The sequence below is a fragment of the Spiroplasma endosymbiont of Diplazon laetatorius genome, from assembly GCF_964019625.1.
Lineage (GTDB): Bacteria > Bacillota_I > Bacilli_A > Mycoplasmatales > Mycoplasmataceae > Spiroplasma_A.
Genome location: NZ_OZ026458.1, coordinates 285278 through 308705, shown reverse-complemented (window position 1 = coordinate 308705; position 23428 = coordinate 285278). Strand labels below are relative to the sequence as shown.

Here is a 23428-nt window from a genome sequence, read left to right as displayed (position 1 = left end):
TGTAAATTACCCTATCTACAATCATATTTATAATAACATAATTATAAAAAAAACTAGATTTTTTTTAATCTAGTTTAATTTTTTTATTAATCTCAACTTGCAACTAATGCATCAATGATATCGTTTTTTCATTCAACAACATCTAAGTCATTTACAAAGAAATCGATAAATTCATCTTTCAATGTAACAATTAAATTCATTGCAAAGTCATTAATTTCTATATCTAATTCATTTAATTTTGCTAAAACTTCTTCAGGGAATTCTGGACTAAAAGCAATTGATTGTACACAATCTTCAGCAAATAATTCAGCATCTGATTCTTCTTGCAATGATCCCATCAATGCAGCATAAACCTCTTCTTCTCCTATTTCAGTTTCTTTAACTACTCTTGCTATTTCTTCAAGAGACTTTCCATCTAATTTTAATGGTTCATAAGTTTTTTCAATTTCTTCACCAAATAAAACTACTGCAAAGTATAAACTCATCCCAGCTATTAATTCTTCAAACATTTTATCAGCTGTTTGGTCAGGTAAATTATCTATAAATTCACTTATTGTATTTGCTTGTACTTCTGTCATTTTGTATTTCTCCTTGTTTCTCTAATTATCTAACAAAAAAGTGTATTAATAAAAAAAAGTTTAAATAAATTATTTAAACTTTTATCTTATATTTTTAGGCATTGGTGCGCCATTTCTTTTATGTTCTGATATTTTATGTAAGTGATCAACTCTTTGTTTTACTTCATCAGGAACTTCTTTACCACTTATATAATCATCGATTAAATCATAGCTGAATCCAATTTCTGATTCATCAGTTTGATCTTCTCATAAACTTGCAGTTGGAGCTCTATTTATAATAGATTCTGGTACTCCAAGTATTTTAGCAGCTTGCCTTACTTCTCTTTTTAATAAGTGAACTATCGGAAGTAAGTCAACTCCACCATCTCCAAATTTAGTGAAATATCCAATATGTCATTCATCAGCATTATCTGTTCCCAAAACTAAATAGTTATGAGTTTGCGCCATAGAATATAGTGTTGACATTCTTAATCTAGCTTTAGTATTTGCTAAAGCTAATTTAGACTGTTCTATTCCTGAATCATTCAGTGATTTTGAAATAACTTCAAATGTTTGAGATAAATCAACAGTTACATTTTTTAGGTCTAAATCGTTGATTAATTCCATTTTGCATTTTTCATCTAATTCACTTGATTTACATGGCATTCAAACAGTTATGTAATCTTTTGGGAAAGCTTTTTTTGCTAAAGCTGCAACAACAGCTGAATCAATTCCACCACTTATACCAACAACAAGACCCTTTTGACTTGCTTTTTTAACTTCTTGTCTTAATCAATCAACTAAATAATCTAAATATTCTTTTAATTCCATATTAATCCATTCACTCCAACTCTATATCAAAGACTTTAACAATATCTCCTTGTTGTGCGCCTTTTTCTCTAAGAACTTCATAAACACCCAATTGTTTAAGTTTTTCGTTAAATAGTAATAAGTTATCGTAAGTTGAGATAGGTGTTTTTTGATAAACCTTATAAACATCTTCTCCTTCGATTCTTCATCTACCATTACCTAGGTTTTTAACTTGAATATCTTTCAAGTCACTTTCAAATGTATATAATTTATAATCTTGAGGATTTTCATCTTTTATTTCTCAAAGAGGAATGTCTTTTACTTCCTCTAAAGTTGAACCAATTTCTAATAAAAGTTGATCTATATTCATTCTACTTAAACCAGAAACTTCTATTATTTTTTTGTCTTTGTACTTTTCTTTAAAATATAAAACATTTATTTGAGCTTCATCAATATCCATTTTGTTTGCAACAATTATTTCTACTCTTTTTTCTAAGTGATAATTATATTCAACTAATTCTTTTCTAATTAATTCATAATTTTTAATTACATCTTCAGTTGCGTAGTTACCAGACATATCTATAACATGACAAATGATTTTACATCTCTCAATATGTCTTAAAAATTCATGTCCTAAACCCTTACCTAAACTAGCTCCTTCAATAAGACCAGGTAAGTCAGCAACAGTAAATGTTCTTCCTTGCTTATCTCTTGAAACACCAAGTTGAGGATTTAAAGTTGTAAATGGATAGTCTGCAACTTGTGGTTTTGAATTTGATATAGTTCTTAAAAGAGTTGATTTACCAGCATTAGGTAATCCAACAAATCCCACATCAGCTAAAACTTTAAGTTCTGCTTTAATATTTATATCTTTTCCTGGGTCTCCAGCTTCAAAGATTGTCGGTGCTTTGTTTCTTGAGTTAGCAAATCTTGCATTTCCTCTTCCACCTTTTCCACCTAAAGCAACTATTTCTTCTTGACCATCATTTACAAAGTCATATAATAGTTCGTTTGTATCTGCATTATATATAACAGTTCCTACAGGAACTTTTATATAAGTATCTTTACCGTTTTTACCGTGCATATTTTTGATGTCACCTTTGTAACCATCTTCTGCAGTATAAAATTTTTGTAATTTTAAGTCTAATAGTGAAGATTTTCCTTCATCAGCAACGAAAATTACATCGCCACCTTTTCCACCATCTCCACCATTTGGTCCACCATTAGCTACATAAAGTTCATGACGAAAAGAGACAGCTCCATCGCCACCTTTTCCTGATTTAATATTAAAATGTGCTAAATCTACGAATTTCATGAACTATTTTACTCCTTTAAAAATTATTCTTCACCATTCATTGAGATTGAAATTTCTCCCTCAATTAATTGATCATGACAGTTATAACATAAAAATGTAGGCATACCTATTGAAGCGTTGTAATCATCTAACTCTTGTCACGCATCAATTTGTGGTTCTATCATTTCATTTAATTCTTCATCATCTATTTCTGGGTTCTCTGCTAAAATTTCTTCAGCAACTTGTCCTAATGTTTTTGGTGCTTTTTCATCAACAAAATCAATTTCATCAATTCCACAAACTGAACATGTAACACCAAACAATTGCATCATAACGCTTTTTGGGTCGTTATATTTTACAAAGTCTTCTTCTGTAAAAGTTGTTTTTATCATAATTAAATACCTCTTCTTCTAAATAATGTTATTCAACTCATTTAATAATAACATTGTATTATCTTTATTAAAATCTAATTTTAATTCTAACTGTTCATCCAATTCTAAACCAAGCGAATTAGAAGCTTTTGTGATGATTGCCATAGCCAAATCATTTAAAGTAAAGTTTTCAAAAGTTAACATTGGAAACTTATTGTAAAAATATGTATTTGCAATATGTTGGCAAATTGCAAATAAACTTGGATTAACATCATATACAACTTGTTCTATTTTTAACTCTATATCTCTCAATATATCTTGTGCATCATTTAATTTAAATTTTGATGGATTTATAGAAATACTTTGATTATTCTTTTCAATAACTATTTCTTGATCAATAGATTGTTCAATTAAAACCATAACTAAAAAAGTTTTGTATTCTGGTTTTATTTCTTTATCTAAAAGATAATCTTTAATTTCATCAATTATTAATCTCGCATTTAAACCCCTTAGAGCATCAAACGCCATTAAATGAACATCTTGATCCATTTTTTTAGACATTATTTCTAATACTTTATCAGTGTTTCAATTGCTATAATTATTATCTTTTAAATTAAGTTTTTCCATTAATTGAGTGTGCATTTTTTCAAGTTGCTCTTCAAAGTCATGAGGTACATATGGAGCATTTAACTCTTCATTGACTATTCTAAATGCTTCTTCAAAATTATTATTATTTACTGCTTCATTTATTTTTTCCATTAGCTCTTCATAATAATTTTTCATATTTTCACCTCTTAACAAAGTATATTTTACCTTTTTTAAGTATTAATTTATTAGTTTAAAATAAAAAATCTCTCAACATGTTGAGAGATCATTATTTTTTTTAAATTATTTTTTAACTGCTTTTTTAACTGATGAAGCATCTTTTGATTTATTGTTGATAACTTCTTTAATACGTGCAGCTTTACCTGATAATTTTCTTATGTAGTAAATTCTTGCTCTTCTTACACGTCCACGTTTAATGATTTCAATTGATTCAATAATTGGTGAATGAACCGGGAAAGTTCTTTCAACAAAAACACCGTTTGAGTTTTTTCTTACACAAACTGAGTATGAAATTCCACTTCCTTGAGTTTTAATAACCACACCTTCGAATGCTTGGATACGGTATTTTTCTCCCTCTTTAATTTTTACATTAACTTTGATAGTATCTCCTGATGTAAAATTTGGAAGATTGTTATTTAATTGTTCATCTATTAAAGATTTTGTGTTTTTTGTTAACATATTCATAATTAATTATCTCCTTTCATTTTTTTTAAGTTTTCAATAAACTCTTTATCTGTTTTTGATAATTCACTTTTTTCTAAAAGATCAGGTCTCTTATTGAAAGTGTTTCTTAATCTGCCTTCTTGGCGATATTTTTCAACATTTGCATGGTGTCCACTTGTAAGAACCTCTGGAACTGTTTTACCTCTAAACTCTAAAGGTTTAGTGTAAACAGGGTGATCTAGTAAATCATTTTCGAAACTATCATTTAAATGTGAATCTTTTGCAATAACACCATCCAATAATCTAGTTATTGAATCTAAAATTGTTATACTTGCAATTTCTCCACCTGTTAATACATAATCTCCAATTGATATTTCTAAGTCAACATAATCCAAGATTCTTTCATCAAAACCTTCATAATGACCACATATTAATATTATGTGTTCATAGCTAGAAGCATAATTTCTAGCCAAGCTTTGATTTCAAGTTTTACCTTGAGGACTTGTTAAAACAATCAAACTATTTTCTTTTTTACAACTTTCAATTGCATTTACTACTGGTTCTACCATTAAAACCATACCTTTTCCACCACCAAATTGATAATCATCAACTTGATTGTGTTTTAAATTTGTGTGATCTCTTAAGTCAATAACTTCAACTTCAATACTGTTTTTATCAATAGCTCTTTTAATAATTGATTCAGATATATAAGAATTAATTAGATTAGGGAATAACGTAATAATTGAAAATTTCATTACATTAGTACCTCTATCTCTTTTAATTTAATTATCTTTTCTTGTTCGTCAACTTCTTCAATATAAAAGTCTACACAAGGGATTCATAAATCCTTTTCATTAACTTTTATTTTGATTAAATCGTGAGCTCCATTGAACATTTCTTCGATAACTCTCCCATAAGTATCGTTTTTGTAAAAACATTCAAATCCAACATAACTAAATTCTTCTTCTATAAAATCAGAATCTTTTTTAACATAAACTAAGTTATTAACTAACTTTTGAGCTTTGTTAATATCAGTAACTTCTTCTAACCCAAGTATGTGTTTTTTATTTAAAAAGTAAGACTTTTTAACATCAAATACATCTAGATTTTTAGAATTATCTTCAAGAAATACTTGTTCTCCTAAAATTTCTTTTGAAAGAATAAGATTACTTTCCAATTTGAATTTGACTTCACCTTTTAAACCGTGAGTAGCAACTATTTTTCCTATTTTTTTTAGATTATTAAGCATATATTTCTAATACCTCTAAATCTATTACTATTTTTTTAGAAAAATTTGAAATCTCAGAATTGCAAATGTTTGTTATTGAATCTATTAAGTTTTCAGATTTTTTACTTCTAAAAATCTCTGAGTCTTTTTCTTCAATTACTAAAATGAATTCGTAAGTTTGATCGGTTTCTATTTTTTCCTTAAAAGCATATTTTATCTCTTTAGGAATAATTTCACCTAACATTTCCTCTCATGCTTTAAAAACATCTTGCATAATTATTCTGCAGCTGCTTCTTCTTTAGCTTCAGCAGGTTTTTTAGCAGCAGGTTTTTTAGCTGCTTTTTCTTTCTTGGGTTGGTTTTTTTTGTTTTCTAATTTAGCATTGTGTAAATCAGTCATAACACCTTCTTTTGAAAGAATATTTCTAACTGTATCAGTTGGTTGAGCACCTTGTTGTAATCATTTTAATGCGATTTCTTTTTTAACGCTCACTTCACCATTAATTGGGTTGTATGTCCCGATTAATTCGATGTATTCTCCATCACGTTTAACACGAGCATCTGAAGCAACAATTCTGTAGAATGCAGCTCTTTTTTTACCAGCTCTTTTTAATCTTAATTTAACCATGTTTCCTCCTATTTTTCTATTTAAGAACATTATTAATATTAAACTAAAAAATAAGTTTGTCAAGTTAAATTACTTAACAAACTTATTTTAAACAATCTTGATGAGCGTAGAATATTACTTTATTAGAGAATATATCTTGCTCTTCAAAATGTTTATATCTGTCGCTTTCTTCAATTTTTAACTTACATTTAAAACAAATTTTTGTGTGTATACTTCTTTTCATAACCCTTTAATAATAAGGTTTATGAACACTTTATTTTAAATGATTTTATTAATTATTAAATTTTACTATTAGTAAAATTTTTTACTACTTAGCAAAGAACTTATTTCAAATACCTACAAATATTCAAAATACAGTCATAATAGCAAAATTTATAAAGTATAGAGAGTCTTCAGATTGATGAATTGAAATTACATTTATGATCAATGTAGTTACAAATACAAATAAAGGTATTAAAAATGCCTCAATTGAATTTTTCAAGTTAAATTTATTGTTTTCAAGAAGTTCTAGAAGACCTCCAAAAACATATGTTAATAACATTGTTGAAAACACTATATAAAGAATGTTTTTTAAGAAGTTTAATAACTCAGAGTTATATCAAGCCGAACTACCTTCTACATTATTAGAAGAAACATTTGGGAAAAATATCACGTTTAAAATTATATTTGCAAATATAACACTTATAACTAAGTAATAAACAGTTAAGTGGCTTCAATAAATTTTAATATTCATTTTTTTAGATGATATTAAAATAGAGATATTATAGTGAATCATAGAAATTAATAATATTGATCCAATAAAACCAACTAAAACATAATTATTAAATGCAGTCTTATTTAAATACATTCCAATCCCAACAAATAAAAATATTAATGATGTAATTAAAAACGAAATAAATAAAGAGTTTTTAAATTTAGATATGTATAAACTAGATATTTTTCATCTACTTGCTGTACTGCTTTCAAGATGATTTAAAGCCAAATTATATTTTATTGAATCTCAACTTGTATTTGTAAAATAAGATTCAGACATTTTTAGTTCAATTATACCTTTTTGATTTTTAAGTACTCTTTCTCTTTCTGAATGAAAGTTATTTTCAATATTTTGTTTAATAATTTCAATACTATCTTTATAAATAGATATGTCTTTTTCCATTAAAATATCATTTGCCAAAACTTCCATAAAATCAGATAAGTAATTTGGACTATATACAATAGATTTGAAATTTTTAATGGAGTTTTTAGCTCCTAAAGAATCATTTTTTTCTATTATAACTTTTAAATTATTTACATAACTTATTGTGTTTTCAAATTCAAATAATATATAGTTTCTTAAGTTTTTTCTATATTCTTTAAGATTAACAAATCTAGAAAAAAGTAAATTTTTTATTGCTGAATAGATTATGGTGAATATCATACCCAATAAAATTAATTTAAAAGGATCAAATAATTCAAACATTAAATCTGAATTTCCATCTTTAAAACTATTAACTCAAGCGCTATAAAAGTAGTATAAGAAAAATAAAACACTTATAAATACTAACTGTATACTAAATTTTTTCATATCAATTTTCCTAACTATTTAACTTAAACTGTTCAAGTCAGAAGCCTTCTTCTTCAAACCCAAGTTTCTTATATATATTAAAAGCATCTTCGCTTGCTATTAAGCAAATTTCCTTTTGTCCCATTTCAATACATCTATTGATAAGAGATTTCATAAGAAAGGTTGCAAGACCTTTTCCCCTAACCTCTTCAGACATTGTTATATCATCCACTATTGTTAATTTATTTTCAAAATTTATAAGATGACCAGTTCCAACTATTTTTTGGTTATATTTGATTATGAAAAGTTCACTTAATTCATTATATTCATCAAATATTCCATAGAATTTTTTATTGTCACTGCCCTCTTCACTGAAGACATCTCCAACTATTTTGACAAAATCATCCAAATCTTTTCTATCAGTTAATTTTTCAAACTGTGCATTTTCAATTTCTTGAATATCTAATTTTTCATAACCCTCTAAGTTTAAAGACATGAATTTGTAACTTCCTTTAAAACGAAAGTTATCTAGTTTTTGATTATTATATTTTCTTTCTGTAAAGTTAACTAAGAATTTTGCATTGTATTTTTTAACGTCTTCAAAGTTTTTAATCTCATAATTTCAATTGCTTGTGACAATTGCATTAGAATGATTTTTACATTCTAGAACTTCATAGTTTTCAAATTTGATTTGCTTCACTTCATCATAAACAGGATCTGCAAAATAACTTAAATAAGCTTTTGCAATTAAATCATATTTCTCATTTTCTGAAATTTTTGAATCATATTTTAATGTCATTTTCTTTACCTCAACTTGATTGTACAACTGTATTGTACTAAAAAATAATAAAAAAAATACTAGCTTTAACTAGTACCTAATTTCTTAATGGCGCCCACGAGAAGATTCGAACTTCTGACCCTACGCTTAGAAGGCGCATGCTCTATCCTACTGAGCTACGTGGGCAAAATAAGACAAAATAATAATAGCAAATTTTTTTATAGATTACTATTAAATTTAGTCTTTTTTTCATCTTAATAACTTTAAAGGTAATTCTAAATTAGAAATATACTCTAAAGACTTTTCAAAGTTATTTTTTAACATTTTTTCATAATCAAAACACATTAGTTTAAAGCTTTCATAAAGCTTTTCTATATTTTCATTGGTTTGAACTGTGTGATCTAATGGGTGAGGTCCCATTAAGATGATAATATTTCTAAATAATTCAAAAAGATCATAGTTCATTTTTGAAGCAGTTGTATTTTCAATACCTAGCATCAAACTCATAATTCTACCCATTTTGTAGAAACAATTTTTATTATAAAAATCTTCAATATTTGTATAATCTATTTCCAATATTTCATTAATATCTTCTTCAGATATTAAAAAGTCAGCTTCTAATAGGTTTTCAACGTCAAGTTTTCTTTTGAACTTACCTTCTTTAACTTCTTCAAATAAATTAAGAACATCAACAAACAATTTTTTCTTTGGATTTATTCTTGAATCAATCAAGTTTGGTAAATATTCATGAATTAAAAGAATTAATCTCAATTTTGCTAAAACCGTATAAATAACTTCTGAAGTTCTTATTAAAGTATCTTTATTAAATTCTGTAAATCTTTCTCCTTTTGATTCAATGTAAGGTGCTAAAACCTCTATATTAATATTTTGGTTTGCAAATGGTGAAAGAATTTTTATATTAGATTTTTTATAGTCTTTTTTAAGTTCATTTTTATCATTTAGAATTTTGTCTTCACTAATAAATAATAGTAAGTAATTTTTAACTTGATCAAAAAGTTCTTCACCATCATCTAACATTGTCACAGCACTAATTTCATCTTTCATAAGAATAGTAGTTAACTTAGTTAATTGGAATAAAGCCTTAAATCTTTCTTTTAGATCAAAGTTATCTCATTTAGAAGATGAAAAGTTACTTAAGAAAAGCAATCACTCTTCATCATTTTTTATAAGTTCATATGTTTCATTTAAATAATCTAATTCTTTTTCTCTTCATTCTCTTCCAGAATTAAATTTTCTTAATAAAACATCTTTTTGATAACATTTCTCAATTCTTTGATATAAACCTTGTTTTTCTTGTACAACTATTAAACTTAGTGTAAAAAAGAAAGGATATAACATTGAAGTTTTTATTTTTCCATCATCTGATTCATGATTTATATCATATTCGTAATTTATAACGCATTCTCTTATATAAGCTTGTGCTAAGTTTTTTCACATATCATAAGTTCTAAAACAATATTCGTTTATGTAAGTAATAAGTAAGTTTGATATTATCTCTTCGCATAACTCATAAGTTTCTTCGTCTTTTAGATTTGCTTTTTTAGGTTTTTCTTTTACAAATCTATATCTTATCTTATATATTTCTTCATATCTTTCTAAAATATAGTCTGTATATGAATTGCTTTCTTCTAGAGGTATTTCATCCAACACTATACCTCTGTAAAGAGAATATTGTATTACCCCTAAATAAACTACTGGATATAAGTTGTAAATAAGTTCTTTTTGAGTAGTTATATAGTATTTTAATTGAGCATTTTCTTGAGCTAAATTATGTAATCCAAATCAAAAAATACTCTGTTTATCAATTTCTCTCATGTTTGCCTTTCATTTATTATTACAAAGTTTTAATAAAATCTTTCATAGAATTTAAAGATCTGTTTGAATAAAGTTCTTTTTTTTCTTCCTTTTTTATTTTAGACTTAATTTCTAAATTTTCAACAATACTTCAATTAGCTTTCATTGGTTGAAAGTTTTTAGGATTAGTTGAAATAATATAGTTTTGAAGTCCACCCATAACTGTGTCTTTTGGGAATTTTTTTAATTCACTTCCATTTATCATTCTTGCAATGTTGATTGCAGCAATAATACCTGAAGAAGTTGATTCAACATAACCTTCTACTCCTGTTATTTGTCCTGCAAAGAATATATTATTATTTGATTTTAATTGGTTGAATTCATTTAAAACAGTTGGTGAATTAATAAAGTTATTTTGATGCATAACTCCATATCTTACAAAATTAGCCTTTTCAAGACCTGGTATTAATCTGAATACACGTTTTTGTTCAGGTCAAGTTAAGTTTGTTTGAAAACCAACAAAATTATATAAATCATCTGCTGCATTATCTTGTCTTAATTGAACAACAGCAAAATTATTAGTTCCATCTAAATTTCTTAAACCAGCTGGTTTTAATGGTCCAAATGTTAGTGTATCAAAACCTCTTTTTGCCATAACTTCAACAGGCATACAACCTTCAAAGTATTTTAAGTTTTTTTCAGATTCTAAATGCATTGGAGCTAATTGAGCATTTACTAGTTCATTATAAAATAACTCATATTGTTCTCTGTTCATTGGACAGTTTATATAGTCTTGTGTTTCACCTTTTTCATATCTATTTTTTCTAAAAGCAATATCCATATTAATTGAATCTTTTGTTATTATTGGTGCTACTGCATCAAAAAAGTAAAAGTAATCTTCTCCAATTAGAGAAGCAATTTCTTGTTGTAGTTTTTCAGTAGTTAAGGGCCCTGAAGCTATTAGAGTAATTTGATTTTCATCGATTTTTTCAAACTCTTGTTCAATAACTTCGATGTTAGGATCATTTTTCATTGTATCTGTGATGTATTTTGAAAATTCATCCCTATCGACCGCTAAACTTCCTCCAGCTGGAATTTGAGCATATTCAGCTGCTTTAATTATTAAAGAATCAAACATCCTCATTTCTTCTTTTAAAGTACCTACTGCATTTTTTAAATCAGTAGATCTTAAAGTATTTGAACATACCAATTCTGCAAAATAATCTAATTTTTGAACAGGGTTCCTTTCGATTGTTTTCTTTTCATACAATTTTACTTTTATATTTCTTTTTGATAATTGGTAAGCAGCTTCGCAACCTGCTAATCCTGCACCAATTATATTAACTAGTTTTTCCATTGCTTAATTATAACAAAAAAAAGAAAAGAAAAATTGCACAATACAATTGAGCAATTTTTAAACTATTAAGATTCTCATTTTAATTTAAATGCAGCTGTAGTTGTAAATGCACTTACCATAACAATTGATACACCTAAGTATATTCCGGTTGTTAAGTCAAATACAAATCTTCCTGCTCATGCATTTATAAATGGATCCATACAATATTTAAATATATTTATATAGGTAGCATATTTAAGTACTGAACTGTTCATAATTAAATCAATTGGTAAGAATGAACCTCCCAAAAACGCTATTGGCATATATAAAACATTTGAAACAGCTATATAAGCTGTAGTTGATTTAAAGAGTGCTGCTAAAAGCATACCTAAAGATATTGATTGAACTAATGTTAATAGTAAAAATGGTAAAGATTCACCAATCTGAACAGGCAGAGAAACATTGGCTCAACCCAAACTACCACCAAACATAATTCCAGCTCAAAGAAGCGTTCAAAGAAAGCCAATTATCATGAAAAATATTCCCATAGCAACTACTGTCAATATAAAGAAAATCGGTCTAATATTTGTAGCTCCAATTCGTTTCATAAGAACACTATTTTTAAATTCTAATATTGTTTGAGGAATTATAAAAATACCTACAGAAATAATTTGCATCATAGCTAAAGAACCAATTAAATTATGTAGTAATCCCCCAACTACTCCATTTTCATCAGGCATAGTTTTAAATACAAAACCTTCTAAAAATAAAAGTATTAAAGGAAAGAAAAACAAGAAAAACGGAACTGCAAAACCTTTGTAATAATATTTAAGTAAAAGTTTTATTAAAGGAATGTTTTTACCTTTATTTTTTTCATTATTGATTATTTTATCTAGTTTATTTTTATTTTCACTATCAGTTTGTTTGAATTCTTTTTGCAAATCAACAGCCTTTTCTTCTTTAAATTTCTTTCAAGTAAAGTTATGAACTGATCCATATTCTGTGACAAGTTCCTTAACCAATCCTTGCTCTTTTATTTTTCCATTATGGATATAAATATATTTATCACATAATTCTTCTATTTCGCTCATCATGTGAGTTACTAAAATCATAGATTTATTTTTATTTACTACATTTTCTTTTATCGCATCAAATATTTCACTTCTAACTTCAATATCAAGTCCTGTTGAAATTTCATCAAAGATAACTAAGTCAGGATTATGAATTAAACTTAAAAGAATATTCACTCTTTGTTGTTGTCCTCCACTTAAACCTTCTAAGAATTTATTTTTAAAATTATCAATTTGAAATTTTCTTAAAATATCAGTTAGTTCTTTTTCTGTCATAGGAATATTAAATGTCTCCAAGTAGTATTTGATCATATCTAAAACAGTTATACCAATTGGATATTTTGATTCTTGAAATTGTAATCCAATAGTCATATTTTCTTGTCTAATTACTTTTCCACTAGTTGGCTTTCTTATTCCACCAAGTATTTCAATTAAAGTCGACTTACCTCCACCATTTGGACCAATTACACCAATTCTGTCCCCTTGATTAATAATCAAGCTAACGTCATCTAAAGCTTTTTTATTTTTATAAGTTTTTGTTATATTTTGTAATTGAATTAATGGCTGCTTTTCATTAATCAGATTTTCTTTACTGTTATTTGTCATTATTTTTTTCTCTTTCTAGATACAAAGAAGTACCATGATTGATATTATATGATACAAAATTAAATAAAAAAAAAAAAAAAAACCTAAAAATATTTTAGGTTTTACTTCATTTTGAACAAATCTTCAAGATTTGTATTTATAGGTTTTATCTCTTTTACTGTAGTTTTCTTATAAATTTCTAATATTTTATTATTTTTTTTATCATAAGAGTCGTTATATAAAATTCTTCCGTCTTGAATAATGACTAGTTTATTTATAATTTCTTCTAGTTCATCAATTATGTGAGTAGTAATAAAAAATCCAACCCCTTTTTCATTTAGATTTCTTATTATCTCTAAAATTTCTTGTCTTGCATCAACATCAAGATTTGCTGTAGGTTCATCCATAAATATTATTTCAGGTTTAGCCATTAAAGCTAAAACTATGCTTAATTTTTTTTGCATACCTAAAGATAATTCTTTAATTTTCTTATTTTTTATTTCACTTAAATTAAAAGAGTTTAATAGAAAGTCGCTTCTTTCTAGAATTTGTTCCTTTGAGAGTTTGTATAAAGCTCCTGTTCACAATATGTAATCTTTAACTTTATAAAATTGTGGTAGCTGTGTTTGATCTGTTAAGAATATTACTTTTGAAGGATCACAATCAGAAAATTTCTTACCCCCATAAGTTATTTGACCAGAATCTAATTTATATTCACCAAATATAGACTTCATTGTAGTTGTTTTACCAGCTCCGTTAGGGCCAACAAAACCAACAATGTCACTAGATTCGAAATTTACATTTATATTTTCAATTCCGTTCTCTTTAAATTTTTTAGTTACATTAGATACATTAAAATTCATATTTCTTTCTCCTATACTATTAATTTTCTTTTTCAAGTTATTGATGTTATATAAAATATTAACGCCGTTCACAACAACTGTTCTATAAAAATTATTCATTTGTTAATTAAAACATCTTCTATTTCAAAAGATACATTATCATAAAAGTCATTTTGATTTATATCAAAATCAGAGTCAGTTAATATATTTTTATTTTTAATTCGCACTACTTTAGTTCTTCCACCATAAGATAAGGAAGTGCTCCCCATACCAGAAAAATTATCAGAAAATGAGTATCCATCTTTACTTGAAACCCCGTAATTTTTCAAATATAAAATACCTGCAAGAGGATTTAAATAATAATTTATTTTCATTAATCTAGAGTATTCAGATCTAATTTTGTCAGAATAAATTGTAAATTCAGCATTAGGTACTAATTCTGAAAACGAGAAAATTCTTGTAGACATAACACAGTCCATGACTTGATTAAATAATTCACCTAAAAAATAATCCATACTTAATTGTTCACCATCTTTATAAGCATATAATCTATCAGATTCTGAGATAGTAATTAAATTCTCATATTGAGAGTAGATAAAGTTGTTTTTAAGTATCGAACCAAAATTAAATGAATAAGTTGCTAAATTAATAATTTCTTTTATTTCTTTTATTTCTTTTTTGGTATATTGACTTCCATCACTTTTTTTCATTCCATCAATTTCTTTAAACATAAAATTATAAGCTTCTATAATATTATCAAATCTATTGTATTTACTATATAAGTGTTTTTTTGAGTCTTCCATTCAATTGAATGGGTTTTTTGTGATTTTTTTATCTTTAACAATAGATGCTTTAATATAATAAATCTTATCTATATCTTCTAAATTAATACTGTAACCTGATTTTCAAATATAGAAGAATAACTTACTCATATTTGTGTTTTCATTTTCATCTTTCTTTCAATCAACTATTGTTTCTACTCCTCCATAATTAATGTTAATGGAGTTGTATAGTTCAATTAATTTTTCTGGATTATCACACATATCTCTAAAAGTATTGTTAGTTTCTTTTAATTTCAATGCCATTTCTGAAATGGTGATTCTATAGTTAAGTTTAAGTTCGTTATAGGCAAAATTTCCAAAATCAGTTCAGTCATCGTCATTATTATCTATTTTTTTCAAAGTAAGGGGGTTTGCAACGAAATCTCCTGCCAAATATAAAACAGACAAAATAAAAGAAGAAATAATCGCTAAAACTATTTTTCTCCAAGAAAAACATACAGTTAATAAGCATATAATGACAAAATTAATCATCAATCCCGTCAAGTACTTTGAAATTATAGTCGAATAATAATACCAAAAGTTAAAAGTGAGTGAAGATCTTATAATAACTTCAAAAGTCATAGTTATTAAATATAAAGAAATCATTCAAATCATAGAAGTTATGATTCTTCTTGCAAAAATGTTAAATGCATTAATTTTAAGTCTAATTTCTAAATTTAAAGTTCCATTTTCACTTTTTTTGTAGAATTCTTCATAAAAGTGTAGTACAAGAAAAACTCAAACACTTAAAAATCCAGCACCAGAACCGGTCATCATAACTATTATTTGAGTGGTCGAATACCTATCTATATCTAAATAAATATCAATGATTGAAAAAAATATTGATATAAATAGAAAAATAAGCGAGCATAAAATAGAGCTTTTTTTTAAAAAAATATCTTTTAAACTGTATAAATATATTCTCATTTTTTGTCCTCCTTATATAATTGTTTTCTTTTTGAAAAATCGATAAGATAAAAATAAAGCAATTGTATCAATTAAAATTCATTCAAAATAAATTAATCAAGGACTAATTATTTGTACTTTTTTTACAACCTTTAAAGTTCCATCTTCTCAATCATTTCTTTCCAAATCAAAAACACTAGCGTTGTTTTTATTTTTATAGTCGAAATAAATATAATTATTGGCCAGAAAACCTTTTCCCATTATTTTATCGCCTTTACTTCTATTGTTTATATTTTCACTAGTTGGGTTTGTATAAAATCCAAAGTTGGATATGTAGTTTATAGATGCGTATGGATTAAAGTAATAATTTAACCTAGTTGATTTAATATATCTATTTGAAATTTCATTTGAAAAAATATTGTATTCTGATCATTCATAAAATTCATTCATATTTGGAATATTTTTTGATAGCGCTATCATTTGCATAATTCCAGAATATATTTCGTTATTACCATATGATATAGAGGTTTTGTTTGAATATATTTCTCTTTCAGCACCTCACTTATAACCGTTTATAGCATTATTTGGTTCATCTAGCCCTGAAAATGTTCTATAACCCCAATTTATTCCATGAATATTTTTATTATTAGTAAATTCATCTAAAAATAATTCATAAGAAAGCATTATTATTTGTCTAATCTCTGCTATATCTTCTAAAGAAGAAGATCCATATTTTTGATTAGATAAAATATTTAAATTTTTTATCATTAATTTATAAATTTTTCTTACATCGTAACCTTTAGGGCCTGTTTTTAAACCAAGATCTTCAATGTATGAATCATCTTCTATCGGTTCATATGAAGATAAGTTATTTATTAAAAATTGTAAATCCAGCATTCATTTATATGGATTATTTAAATCTATATCATTCATATCTCTTAATTGAATTTTAAATTCATCAAACGTATTTCATTTTCAAGAATCTACCACATTTGTTGATATATTAGAATCTAATAAAAAGTATCAAAAGATATTAACATAGTTATCACTATATTTATCTAATCTATCCCCATTTGAAGAAACTAAAACAAAATCTTCATCAAAGAGTTCGATAAATTCTTTTGGTTTTTCAATCATTGAAGAAAATATACGATTATTTTCTTTCAATTCATATATTTTTATTGATCATTCTAAAAGTTTACTTACATTATAATTTGAATAAGCTATATCATAATTTTTTATTTTTTTATTTTCATATTGTTTTTGAAAATTAACATTTTTTATTTCAGAATTGAACGACGGATTCGACGCAATACTTTTGAAAGAAAAACTCATAAAAATTAAAAGACAAAATATAATAGCTACTATTTCTTGACCAAGAATAAATAAAGAAGACAAAAAGCTTATTATTAATATGTCCAAAAACATAATAGATATATACTTGAAGATTATAATTTGAGCATAAAAACTATAAAAAGGCGCAGTCAAAGATCAAATGATTATTTCTGCAAGCAAGTAATTTAAGTTAACTATTAAAAGTATCACAAAAGCTAAACTCAATTTTCTTGTATAAATTTTTACTACTTTTATTTTGTGTCTCACTTCTTGATTTATAATATTGTTTTTTGTTTTATAAATAAGCTCTGTGTATAAATAGTTAATCAGAATTATAATATTAAATAATAAAACCATTGAAAATGTAATTATTTGATAAATAGCAAACAGATTTTCTCCATAATTATTGTTATTTTCCAAAATAGATAAAATAATACTCAAAAAAACCATTAATAGCAAAAAGATTAGGTTCATAATATTATTTTTTATATTTGTAAAGTATTCTTTAAATGTTAATTTGTATAGTATCATTTATTTTTTTAATGTTAAAGATTTTAATTTAAAATCAAAATCAGTTTGCATTTCACTACCACTTTTATATAAATAAATGTTTGATTCAATTATGTAGAAAATTTTAGTACCTTCATATCAAATTTTAGCTTTAGTTGAGGAATTAGTGTTTCAGTCTGCAATATATCAAGCTTCGTTTTTATGTAGTAAATTTAAATTGTATGGTTTTTTTTCGGTTGAATCTTTTAAATCAGTTAATTTTAAAGATTCATTTTGTTTTGCTTCTTTGCATTTTGCTTTGTGACCTTTAGTTGAAGTATTTTTAAATCCATCATAAATAAAATTACACTCAGTAATCTTTTTGTTTTGAACTTTATAAGAACTTTTAAAGTCAAACTTTACTTCTGAATATCTATAAATTAGTTGTTCAAAGTTATCAACTTCCTTTATGTTTTTAAAATCTATATTCATAACTTTACTAGTCATTTTATATTTAACAATTTTACTTGATTTTGCAGTCATGGTGTGTTTTTGTTCAAGAGAATTAAAATTATAAACTTCATCTTTATAATCTATTTTATAAACGAAATCTATAGATAAAACGGAATTATTTATAAAAATATTATTATTTTTATTTGGTATAAACTCATATGTTCTTTTGACAAAATAATAATTTTTTGTACTTGTGTAGTTTTTATCTTTAATTTCTTTTTCTTCACTTACAGAAATATCATATTGACTTCTATATGTAGATAAAAAATTACCAACATCCTTATAAATTGTATTATTTGGATTTTTATTGAAATAATCATCAATAATATCTATATTTTTATCGATTATGTAATCATCATTATAGTTATCATTATTTATTTCAAAGTTTTCCATTTTTTTATCATTTAAAACATCTTGTAAATGTGAAAATGATGTTTTTTGTCTTTTTACTAATTTTACATTTTCAAACTCAAGTTTTTTACCAGAAACCAATAATTTTGATCACTTACTTTCTATAGAATAAAGTTCAAATTCATAAATTGAATAAAAATCATTATCAGTTACTAAGCTGTTTTTTATTATTAATTCTCCATTTTCTCATGCATCTTTTAATAATTCAGCATCATATCCATTACCTACAAAAGAACTTCTATTAATGAACTTAACCAATTCTTCAATAAATATGTTGTTAATTTCTTTTTCAGGTGAATTACTTAAAGAAAAATTTTCTTTAAAATACTGGTTATTTATAAAGTCATCATATTCTTCAAATATATCTAATTTTTCACCATCATTTCATATCTTTAATTCAAAAGTTGTTGCACCTTTATAAAAAGGATTTTTTTCATTTGCTTGAATATTTATTTTGTATCTATTATATTTACCAACTTTTGGAACAGAAAAATTATTACCTCTTATAATAAATCACTCTTTACCATAATTGTGTAAATTAATAAATAATTGTTCCTCATTATGTTGATTTTTTTGTGAAAATGAATCAGATATTTGTAAGAAAATATCTTCTTCTCAACCCTTATGATATTCTATACCATGTATAGAATAAGAATTGTTATCAAAATTACTTAAATCATCTTTAACGATTCTTGTATTGATTTCTACCATTTCGTTGATTATTGGATTTGAACCAACCACAGAGATTGGCATAGCTATGGACATAACTTTAATTAAAAACTTCATTTTTTTACCCTTTTTTTCTTTCATAATAATTATATATTATCTCAGCATAAAAGTGTTTAAAAAAAAAAGAACTTATAAAGTTCTTTTTTTATCCCATTAGACCTGCATCATAAAGATTTTTGAAATGTCCCTCTTTGTTTTTCAATTCATTGAAAGTTCCAGTTTGAGCTATTCCTTTTTCTGGTGCAAGTACTATAATTTGATCAACATTTTTGATAGTACTTAATCTGTGAGCGATAGTAACTGTTGTTCTACCTTTCATTAAGCTATCCAATTTTGCTTGAATTTCTTTTTCAACAATATTATCTAAAGCACTTGTTGCTTCGTCTAAGATTAATAATTGTGGGTCTTTTAAGAACATTCTTGCAATAACAAGTCTTTGTTTTTGACCACCAGATAACATAAATCCACGTTCACCAAGAATTGTTTTATATCCTTCTGGTCAAGTCATAACTAAATCATGTAGTTCAGCTAATTTAGCAGCTTCAATAGCTTCTTCATCAGTTGCATCAAATCTACCATATTTAATGTTATCTAAAACATCTCCAAATAAGATTTGAGGTTCTTGTTCAACATAACCTACTTTATCTAAGTAACTTGATAAGTTTACATCTTTTAAGTCATATTTTTCATTTATTAAAACTTGTCCTTTATAAGGATCATAGAATCTTAATAATAATTTAGCTATTGTAGATTTACCAGCTCCTGTTTCACCAACAAACGCATATGATTTTCCATGTTCGAATGTAAATGAGAATTGAGGAATAATAACTTTTTCTGGTTTTTCTGGATATCTAAACTCAACATCTTTAAATACGATGTCTTTGTCAATATTTTCAATATGTATTCCTTCTTCAGGATTATAATGTGGATCAATTTTTGATTTTGCTCCAAGTATTTCATTAATTCTTACTGCAGAAGTTGAGGCTTGGATTAATCCAGCTTGTAATCTTGCAACTTGCATAATTGGTCCAACCATTGTTCCAACAGAAGATATAAATGAAGTTAATACAATAGATAATGTTCCTGGGTTATCGTGTCATTTGATAGCAGCAGCAATAACAATAATCATTTGTATTGAACTTACACCAGCTACCAAAACTGTAATAACTGTTGATTGTAACTTAATTAAACTACTTGATTTTTTAAAGTAATCTTTGTGTATTTCTTTAAATCTTTCTGTTTCATAATTTTCTGTTCCAGAAGCTTTAATCAATCTTACTGTAGCAATTCTATCAGTAACATCTCCATTTATATTTGTAATTGAGTCTCTTGTTTTGAAAGCAGCTTTTTTAACTATTCCAAATGTAGAGAATATTGAAGTCACAATAATTGCCATTGTTATAATTACAACAACAGTTAGATATATATTTATTGTAAACATCATTATTAATGCCCCAAAGAATGTAAAAGCAGCACCCAACATTGTAACTGGTACTTGTTGTGCTTGATCACCGATTATTTGAGTGTCTGAAACTATTTTTGTTAAAATTTCACCAATTTTTTTATCTGAATAATAACTCATGTCTTGTTTAACAAGTCTTTCAAGAGTTTTATTTCTTAATTCAATTTCGATGTTTTTACCCATAATTCCAGCAATAAAGTTTGATGCAAACGTAAATATTGCCAATGAACCAAATAATCCTAATTGAACATAGATTCAATCTTGTCATTGAAGATCAAATCCAAATAAACTAGTTGTGTAGTAAAAATTTTTTCAATCTGTACCATCTCCATGGGCAGTTATTTTAGGACCACTAGTTATTGCTCAAAGAATATTATTAATATCCTCAACTGAATTTACAGGAGGTTTTGTTTCTCCAGCAATTGCTGAACTAATTCTTGTTGGAGCAGTTAATATACTCATAATATTTTCTATAATTTTTGGACTCAAAACACTAGTAACGGAAGAAGCCAATGTAAGTACTACCAAAAAAATACCTATCATTGGATGTCTTTTCAAGTAATGGAATATTATTGCAAAGAATGATTTCCCACTTCTTTTAGTTTTGAATTCTGGTTTGATATCTTTGTTTTGATTTTGGATATTTACTTCTTGAGTATTTTCCAATGTAATTTTATCAGCCATTTTTTCACCATTTTTCTTTTAAATATCCATAAAATTATAACACCCAAAACAAAAAAAGAGAGATAAAATCTCTCTCAAATTAAAATTACTCTTATCATTTGTGTGTCGGGAATAAAATGATTAGTTTAATTTATACTTAGTTTTTTAGGCCTAAGCCTTACAAGCGTGATATCTTTATCACAAATTCATTATATCACTATTAAATTTCATTTAATATATCTTTTGCATTTTCAACTAACTTAGCACCATTTTTAATTAGTTTATTAGTGCCGTTTTTAGAGAAAGTACTATCAGGTATTGCAAAAACTTCTTTGCCTTCGTTAATTGCAAAAGAAAATAACTTATTTATAGGATCATTGTTTTTAAATTGTACAAAAACAATTCCCTTAGAAATACCACAAAGAGCCCTATTTGAATAGTCATTAATTTGATCATTTAAACTAATATCGCTTTCATAAACCTCAGTTATAGCCAAGAGTTTTTTTCTTTCAGGAAGATCAATTGATTTTTTCAAGTAATCTTTCATACTATCTTGGATAACCTTTATTAAACTATATTCATTTTTAATAGAGTTATCTAAAACTTCATTATTTACACCTTCATTTTCAATAGTTGAAAAAATTACATTTTCAGAGTCTAATTCTTGCATTAAAGAATCAATATTTTGAATACCATAGTCATTGACTTCATTTCCACCAACCAAAGCTATTGTTTTGTGATATTTAGAAAGTAAGGTAATGTCCCCTTTATAAAATATTACAAATGGTGGTTTGTGAGTATTTTTTAAATAACTAGGATATAACGGACTCAAAATAGTTATGAAGTTACAATCTATTTTAGAAGATATTTCATCTAAGTCTTTATGAGTTATTTTCTCTTTAGTATCTAAAGCATGATAAATTTTGTCTCAATCACCTTTGTACTTTATAGAAAAATATAATAATACGTTTTCCATTAGTTTATTTGCATTACTTTATTGGCAACTAATTCATTGCCGTAATTGTTATTTTCAGAATTACCAAATGAAACTAATCTTCCTTCAACACCGATATAAGACTGATCAAAGTATTCATACTCATCACCTAATACATTTGATCATACTTTTACATTTATAAAATCATCAATGATTTCTCCTGATTTTGTTTTATAGTTTCTTGGAACTCTTAATGTTAATTTATATAGTTTTTTTTCTCCATCTTTAGAATTAAAAACTACTTGAGGGTTTCCCTCTATTTGTCCAATTATTGTTACATTATTCATATTTAATATTCCTCCCAAATATTAATGTCGATAAATATTTGAAAAAAATAAAAAAATAATTACTTTTCAGTAATTATTTTATATTTATTGTTTTTGATTCTTTTGAGTTATCAACATTATCAGCTTTAATAGTTAATTTAGCTTCTCCTTCAGACTTACGATAAACTCTTATTTTGTTACCTTCATGTTTATAAGTAACATGTTCAGTACTATCAATTGAAACTAAAACATTTTTTAATTCAGAATAATTTTTTATTGTTATAACTTGTTCTTCATTTTGTTTTAATTCTAATTCTTCTTTAGGATCTGTTTCAATTTCTTTTCAACCTGAGTTTTGATTAATACTAAATGAAATAACTTCTGTATAAGCATTTTTAGCTTCGATTTTTAAAGTTGTTTTATCTTTAGTAGAATCTTCAAATTTTCCTGCCTCAACAGTAATAACATCATTATTTTTTCCACCCAATGTTGCAGTAATATTTCCTGAAGTTGTTATTTTAAGTCCTGTTAATTTACTTCTATTTGTAATTTTAATTTCTTTTCTTCCAAATTGATCTATATTGAATTCTCTTTTAGTATCATCTAAATCAATTGTTTTTAGAGAACTAACAGTATCTGTACAAGCTACAACTAAACTAGAAGTTGTACTTGTTAAAGTTATAGTTGCTAAAATAGATAAAATCTTTTTCATAA

General features: G+C 25.7%; 24 protein-coding genes and 1 tRNA gene. All 25 read right to left on the bottom strand.

Annotated elements, in window-relative coordinates:
• Positions 1-86 precede the first annotated feature (86 nt).
• Entirely contained in the window at positions 87-578 is a 492-nt protein-coding gene (locus tag AACL10_RS01515) for a hypothetical protein (RefSeq protein WP_338985482.1), read from the bottom strand.
• An 81-nt stretch (positions 579-659) separates the two neighbouring features.
• Positions 660-1394, bottom strand: a complete 735-nt coding sequence (nadE, locus tag AACL10_RS01510) for an NAD(+) synthase (RefSeq protein WP_422398157.1) — start codon at positions 1392-1394, stop codon at positions 660-662.
• The gene (gene obgE, locus AACL10_RS01505; RefSeq protein WP_338985480.1) at positions 1390-2682 is read right to left on the bottom strand and encodes a GTPase ObgE; all 1293 of its coding nucleotides are present in this window, start codon (positions 2680-2682) and stop codon (positions 1390-1392) included. The genes nadE and obgE overlap by 5 nt, the downstream gene beginning before the upstream one ends.
• A 23-nt stretch (positions 2683-2705) precedes the next feature.
• The gene (locus tag AACL10_RS01500; protein ID WP_338985479.1) at positions 2706-3053 is read right to left on the bottom strand and encodes a hypothetical protein; all 348 of its coding nucleotides are present in this window, start codon (positions 3051-3053) and stop codon (positions 2706-2708) included.
• A gap of 18 nt (positions 3054-3071) precedes the next feature.
• Complete coding sequence (locus AACL10_RS01495) at positions 3072-3833, bottom strand: DUF3196 family protein (protein ID WP_338985478.1); 762 nt, start codon at positions 3831-3833, stop codon at positions 3072-3074.
• Positions 3834-3920: 87 nt separating this feature from the next.
• Positions 3921-4325 (bottom strand): 50S ribosomal protein L19, encoded by a 405-nt coding sequence (rplS, locus tag AACL10_RS01490; RefSeq protein WP_422398156.1) that lies wholly within the window; start codon positions 4323-4325, stop codon positions 3921-3923.
• Positions 4325-5056 carry a tRNA (guanosine(37)-N1)-methyltransferase TrmD gene (trmD, locus tag AACL10_RS01485; protein ID WP_338985476.1) on the bottom strand — a complete coding sequence of 244 codons (732 nt, stop codon included), beginning with the start codon at positions 5054-5056 and terminating at the stop codon, positions 4325-4327. The genes rplS and trmD overlap by 1 nt, the downstream gene beginning before the upstream one ends.
• Complete coding sequence (rimM, locus tag AACL10_RS01480) at positions 5056-5550, bottom strand: ribosome maturation factor RimM (protein WP_338985475.1); 495 nt, start codon at positions 5548-5550, stop codon at positions 5056-5058. Before rimM ends, trmD begins: the two co-directional genes overlap by 1 nt.
• Entirely contained in the window at positions 5543-5773 is a 231-nt protein-coding gene (locus AACL10_RS01475; RefSeq protein ID WP_338985473.1) for a hypothetical protein, read from the bottom strand. The genes rimM and AACL10_RS01475 overlap by 8 nt, the downstream gene beginning before the upstream one ends.
• A 32-nt stretch (positions 5774-5805) precedes the next feature.
• The gene (gene rpsP, locus AACL10_RS01470; RefSeq protein WP_338985472.1) at positions 5806-6156 is read right to left on the bottom strand and encodes a 30S ribosomal protein S16; all 351 of its coding nucleotides are present in this window, start codon (positions 6154-6156) and stop codon (positions 5806-5808) included.
• Positions 6157-6238: 82 nt separating this feature from the next.
• Positions 6239-6379 (bottom strand): hypothetical protein, encoded by a 141-nt coding sequence (locus tag AACL10_RS01465; protein ID WP_338985471.1) that lies wholly within the window; start codon positions 6377-6379, stop codon positions 6239-6241.
• A gap of 84 nt (positions 6380-6463) precedes the next feature.
• Positions 6464-7720, bottom strand: a complete 1257-nt coding sequence (locus AACL10_RS01460; RefSeq protein ID WP_338985470.1) for a hypothetical protein — start codon at positions 7718-7720, stop codon at positions 6464-6466.
• A 10-nt stretch (positions 7721-7730) separates the two neighbouring features.
• The gene (locus AACL10_RS01455; RefSeq protein WP_338985469.1) at positions 7731-8498 is read right to left on the bottom strand and encodes a GNAT family N-acetyltransferase; all 768 of its coding nucleotides are present in this window, start codon (positions 8496-8498) and stop codon (positions 7731-7733) included.
• Between the two features lie 88 nt (positions 8499-8586).
• Positions 8587-8663: transfer RNA gene (locus tag AACL10_RS01450), tRNA-Arg, on the bottom strand.
• A 51-nt stretch (positions 8664-8714) separates the two neighbouring features.
• A complete protein-coding gene (locus AACL10_RS01445) occupies positions 8715-10313 on the bottom strand; it encodes a hypothetical protein (protein WP_338985468.1) in 1599 nt (532 codons plus the stop codon).
• Positions 10314-10332: 19 nt separating this feature from the next.
• Positions 10333-11649 carry a methylenetetrahydrofolate--tRNA-(uracil(54)-C(5))-methyltransferase (FADH(2)-oxidizing) TrmFO gene (trmFO, locus tag AACL10_RS01440; RefSeq protein WP_338985467.1) on the bottom strand — a complete coding sequence of 439 codons (1317 nt, stop codon included), beginning with the start codon at positions 11647-11649 and terminating at the stop codon, positions 10333-10335.
• A 65-nt stretch (positions 11650-11714) separates the two neighbouring features.
• Positions 11715-13304: an ABC transporter ATP-binding protein/permease gene (locus AACL10_RS01435; RefSeq protein ID WP_338985466.1), complete on the bottom strand. Its 1590-nt coding sequence runs from the start codon at positions 13302-13304 to the stop codon at positions 11715-11717.
• A gap of 101 nt (positions 13305-13405) precedes the next feature.
• Positions 13406-14146, bottom strand: a complete 741-nt coding sequence (locus AACL10_RS01430) for an ABC transporter ATP-binding protein (RefSeq protein WP_338985465.1) — start codon at positions 14144-14146, stop codon at positions 13406-13408.
• An 11-nt stretch (positions 14147-14157) separates the two neighbouring features.
• Positions 14158-15873, bottom strand: a complete 1716-nt coding sequence (locus AACL10_RS01425; RefSeq protein WP_338985464.1) for a hypothetical protein — start codon at positions 15871-15873, stop codon at positions 14158-14160.
• A 12-nt stretch (positions 15874-15885) separates the two neighbouring features.
• Positions 15886-17280 carry a hypothetical protein gene (locus tag AACL10_RS01420; protein ID WP_338985463.1) on the bottom strand — a complete coding sequence of 465 codons (1395 nt, stop codon included), beginning with the start codon at positions 17278-17280 and terminating at the stop codon, positions 15886-15888.
• Between the two features lie 438 nt (positions 17281-17718).
• Entirely contained in the window at positions 17719-19386 is a 1668-nt protein-coding gene (locus AACL10_RS01415; RefSeq protein WP_338985462.1) for a hypothetical protein, read from the bottom strand.
• A gap of 88 nt (positions 19387-19474) precedes the next feature.
• Positions 19475-21475, bottom strand: a complete 2001-nt coding sequence (locus AACL10_RS01410; RefSeq protein WP_338985461.1) for an ABC transporter ATP-binding protein — start codon at positions 21473-21475, stop codon at positions 19475-19477.
• A 199-nt stretch (positions 21476-21674) separates the two neighbouring features.
• Positions 21675-22430 carry a DNA-processing protein DprA gene (locus AACL10_RS01405; RefSeq protein ID WP_338985460.1) on the bottom strand — a complete coding sequence of 252 codons (756 nt, stop codon included), beginning with the start codon at positions 22428-22430 and terminating at the stop codon, positions 21675-21677.
• Complete coding sequence (locus tag AACL10_RS01400) at positions 22430-22735, bottom strand: single-stranded DNA-binding protein (RefSeq protein ID WP_338985459.1); 306 nt, start codon at positions 22733-22735, stop codon at positions 22430-22432. Before AACL10_RS01400 ends, AACL10_RS01405 begins: the two co-directional genes overlap by 1 nt.
• A 73-nt stretch (positions 22736-22808) precedes the next feature.
• Complete coding sequence (locus AACL10_RS01395) at positions 22809-23426, bottom strand: lipoprotein (RefSeq protein ID WP_338985458.1); 618 nt, start codon at positions 23424-23426, stop codon at positions 22809-22811.
• Between the last annotated feature and the right edge of the window lie 2 nt (positions 23427-23428).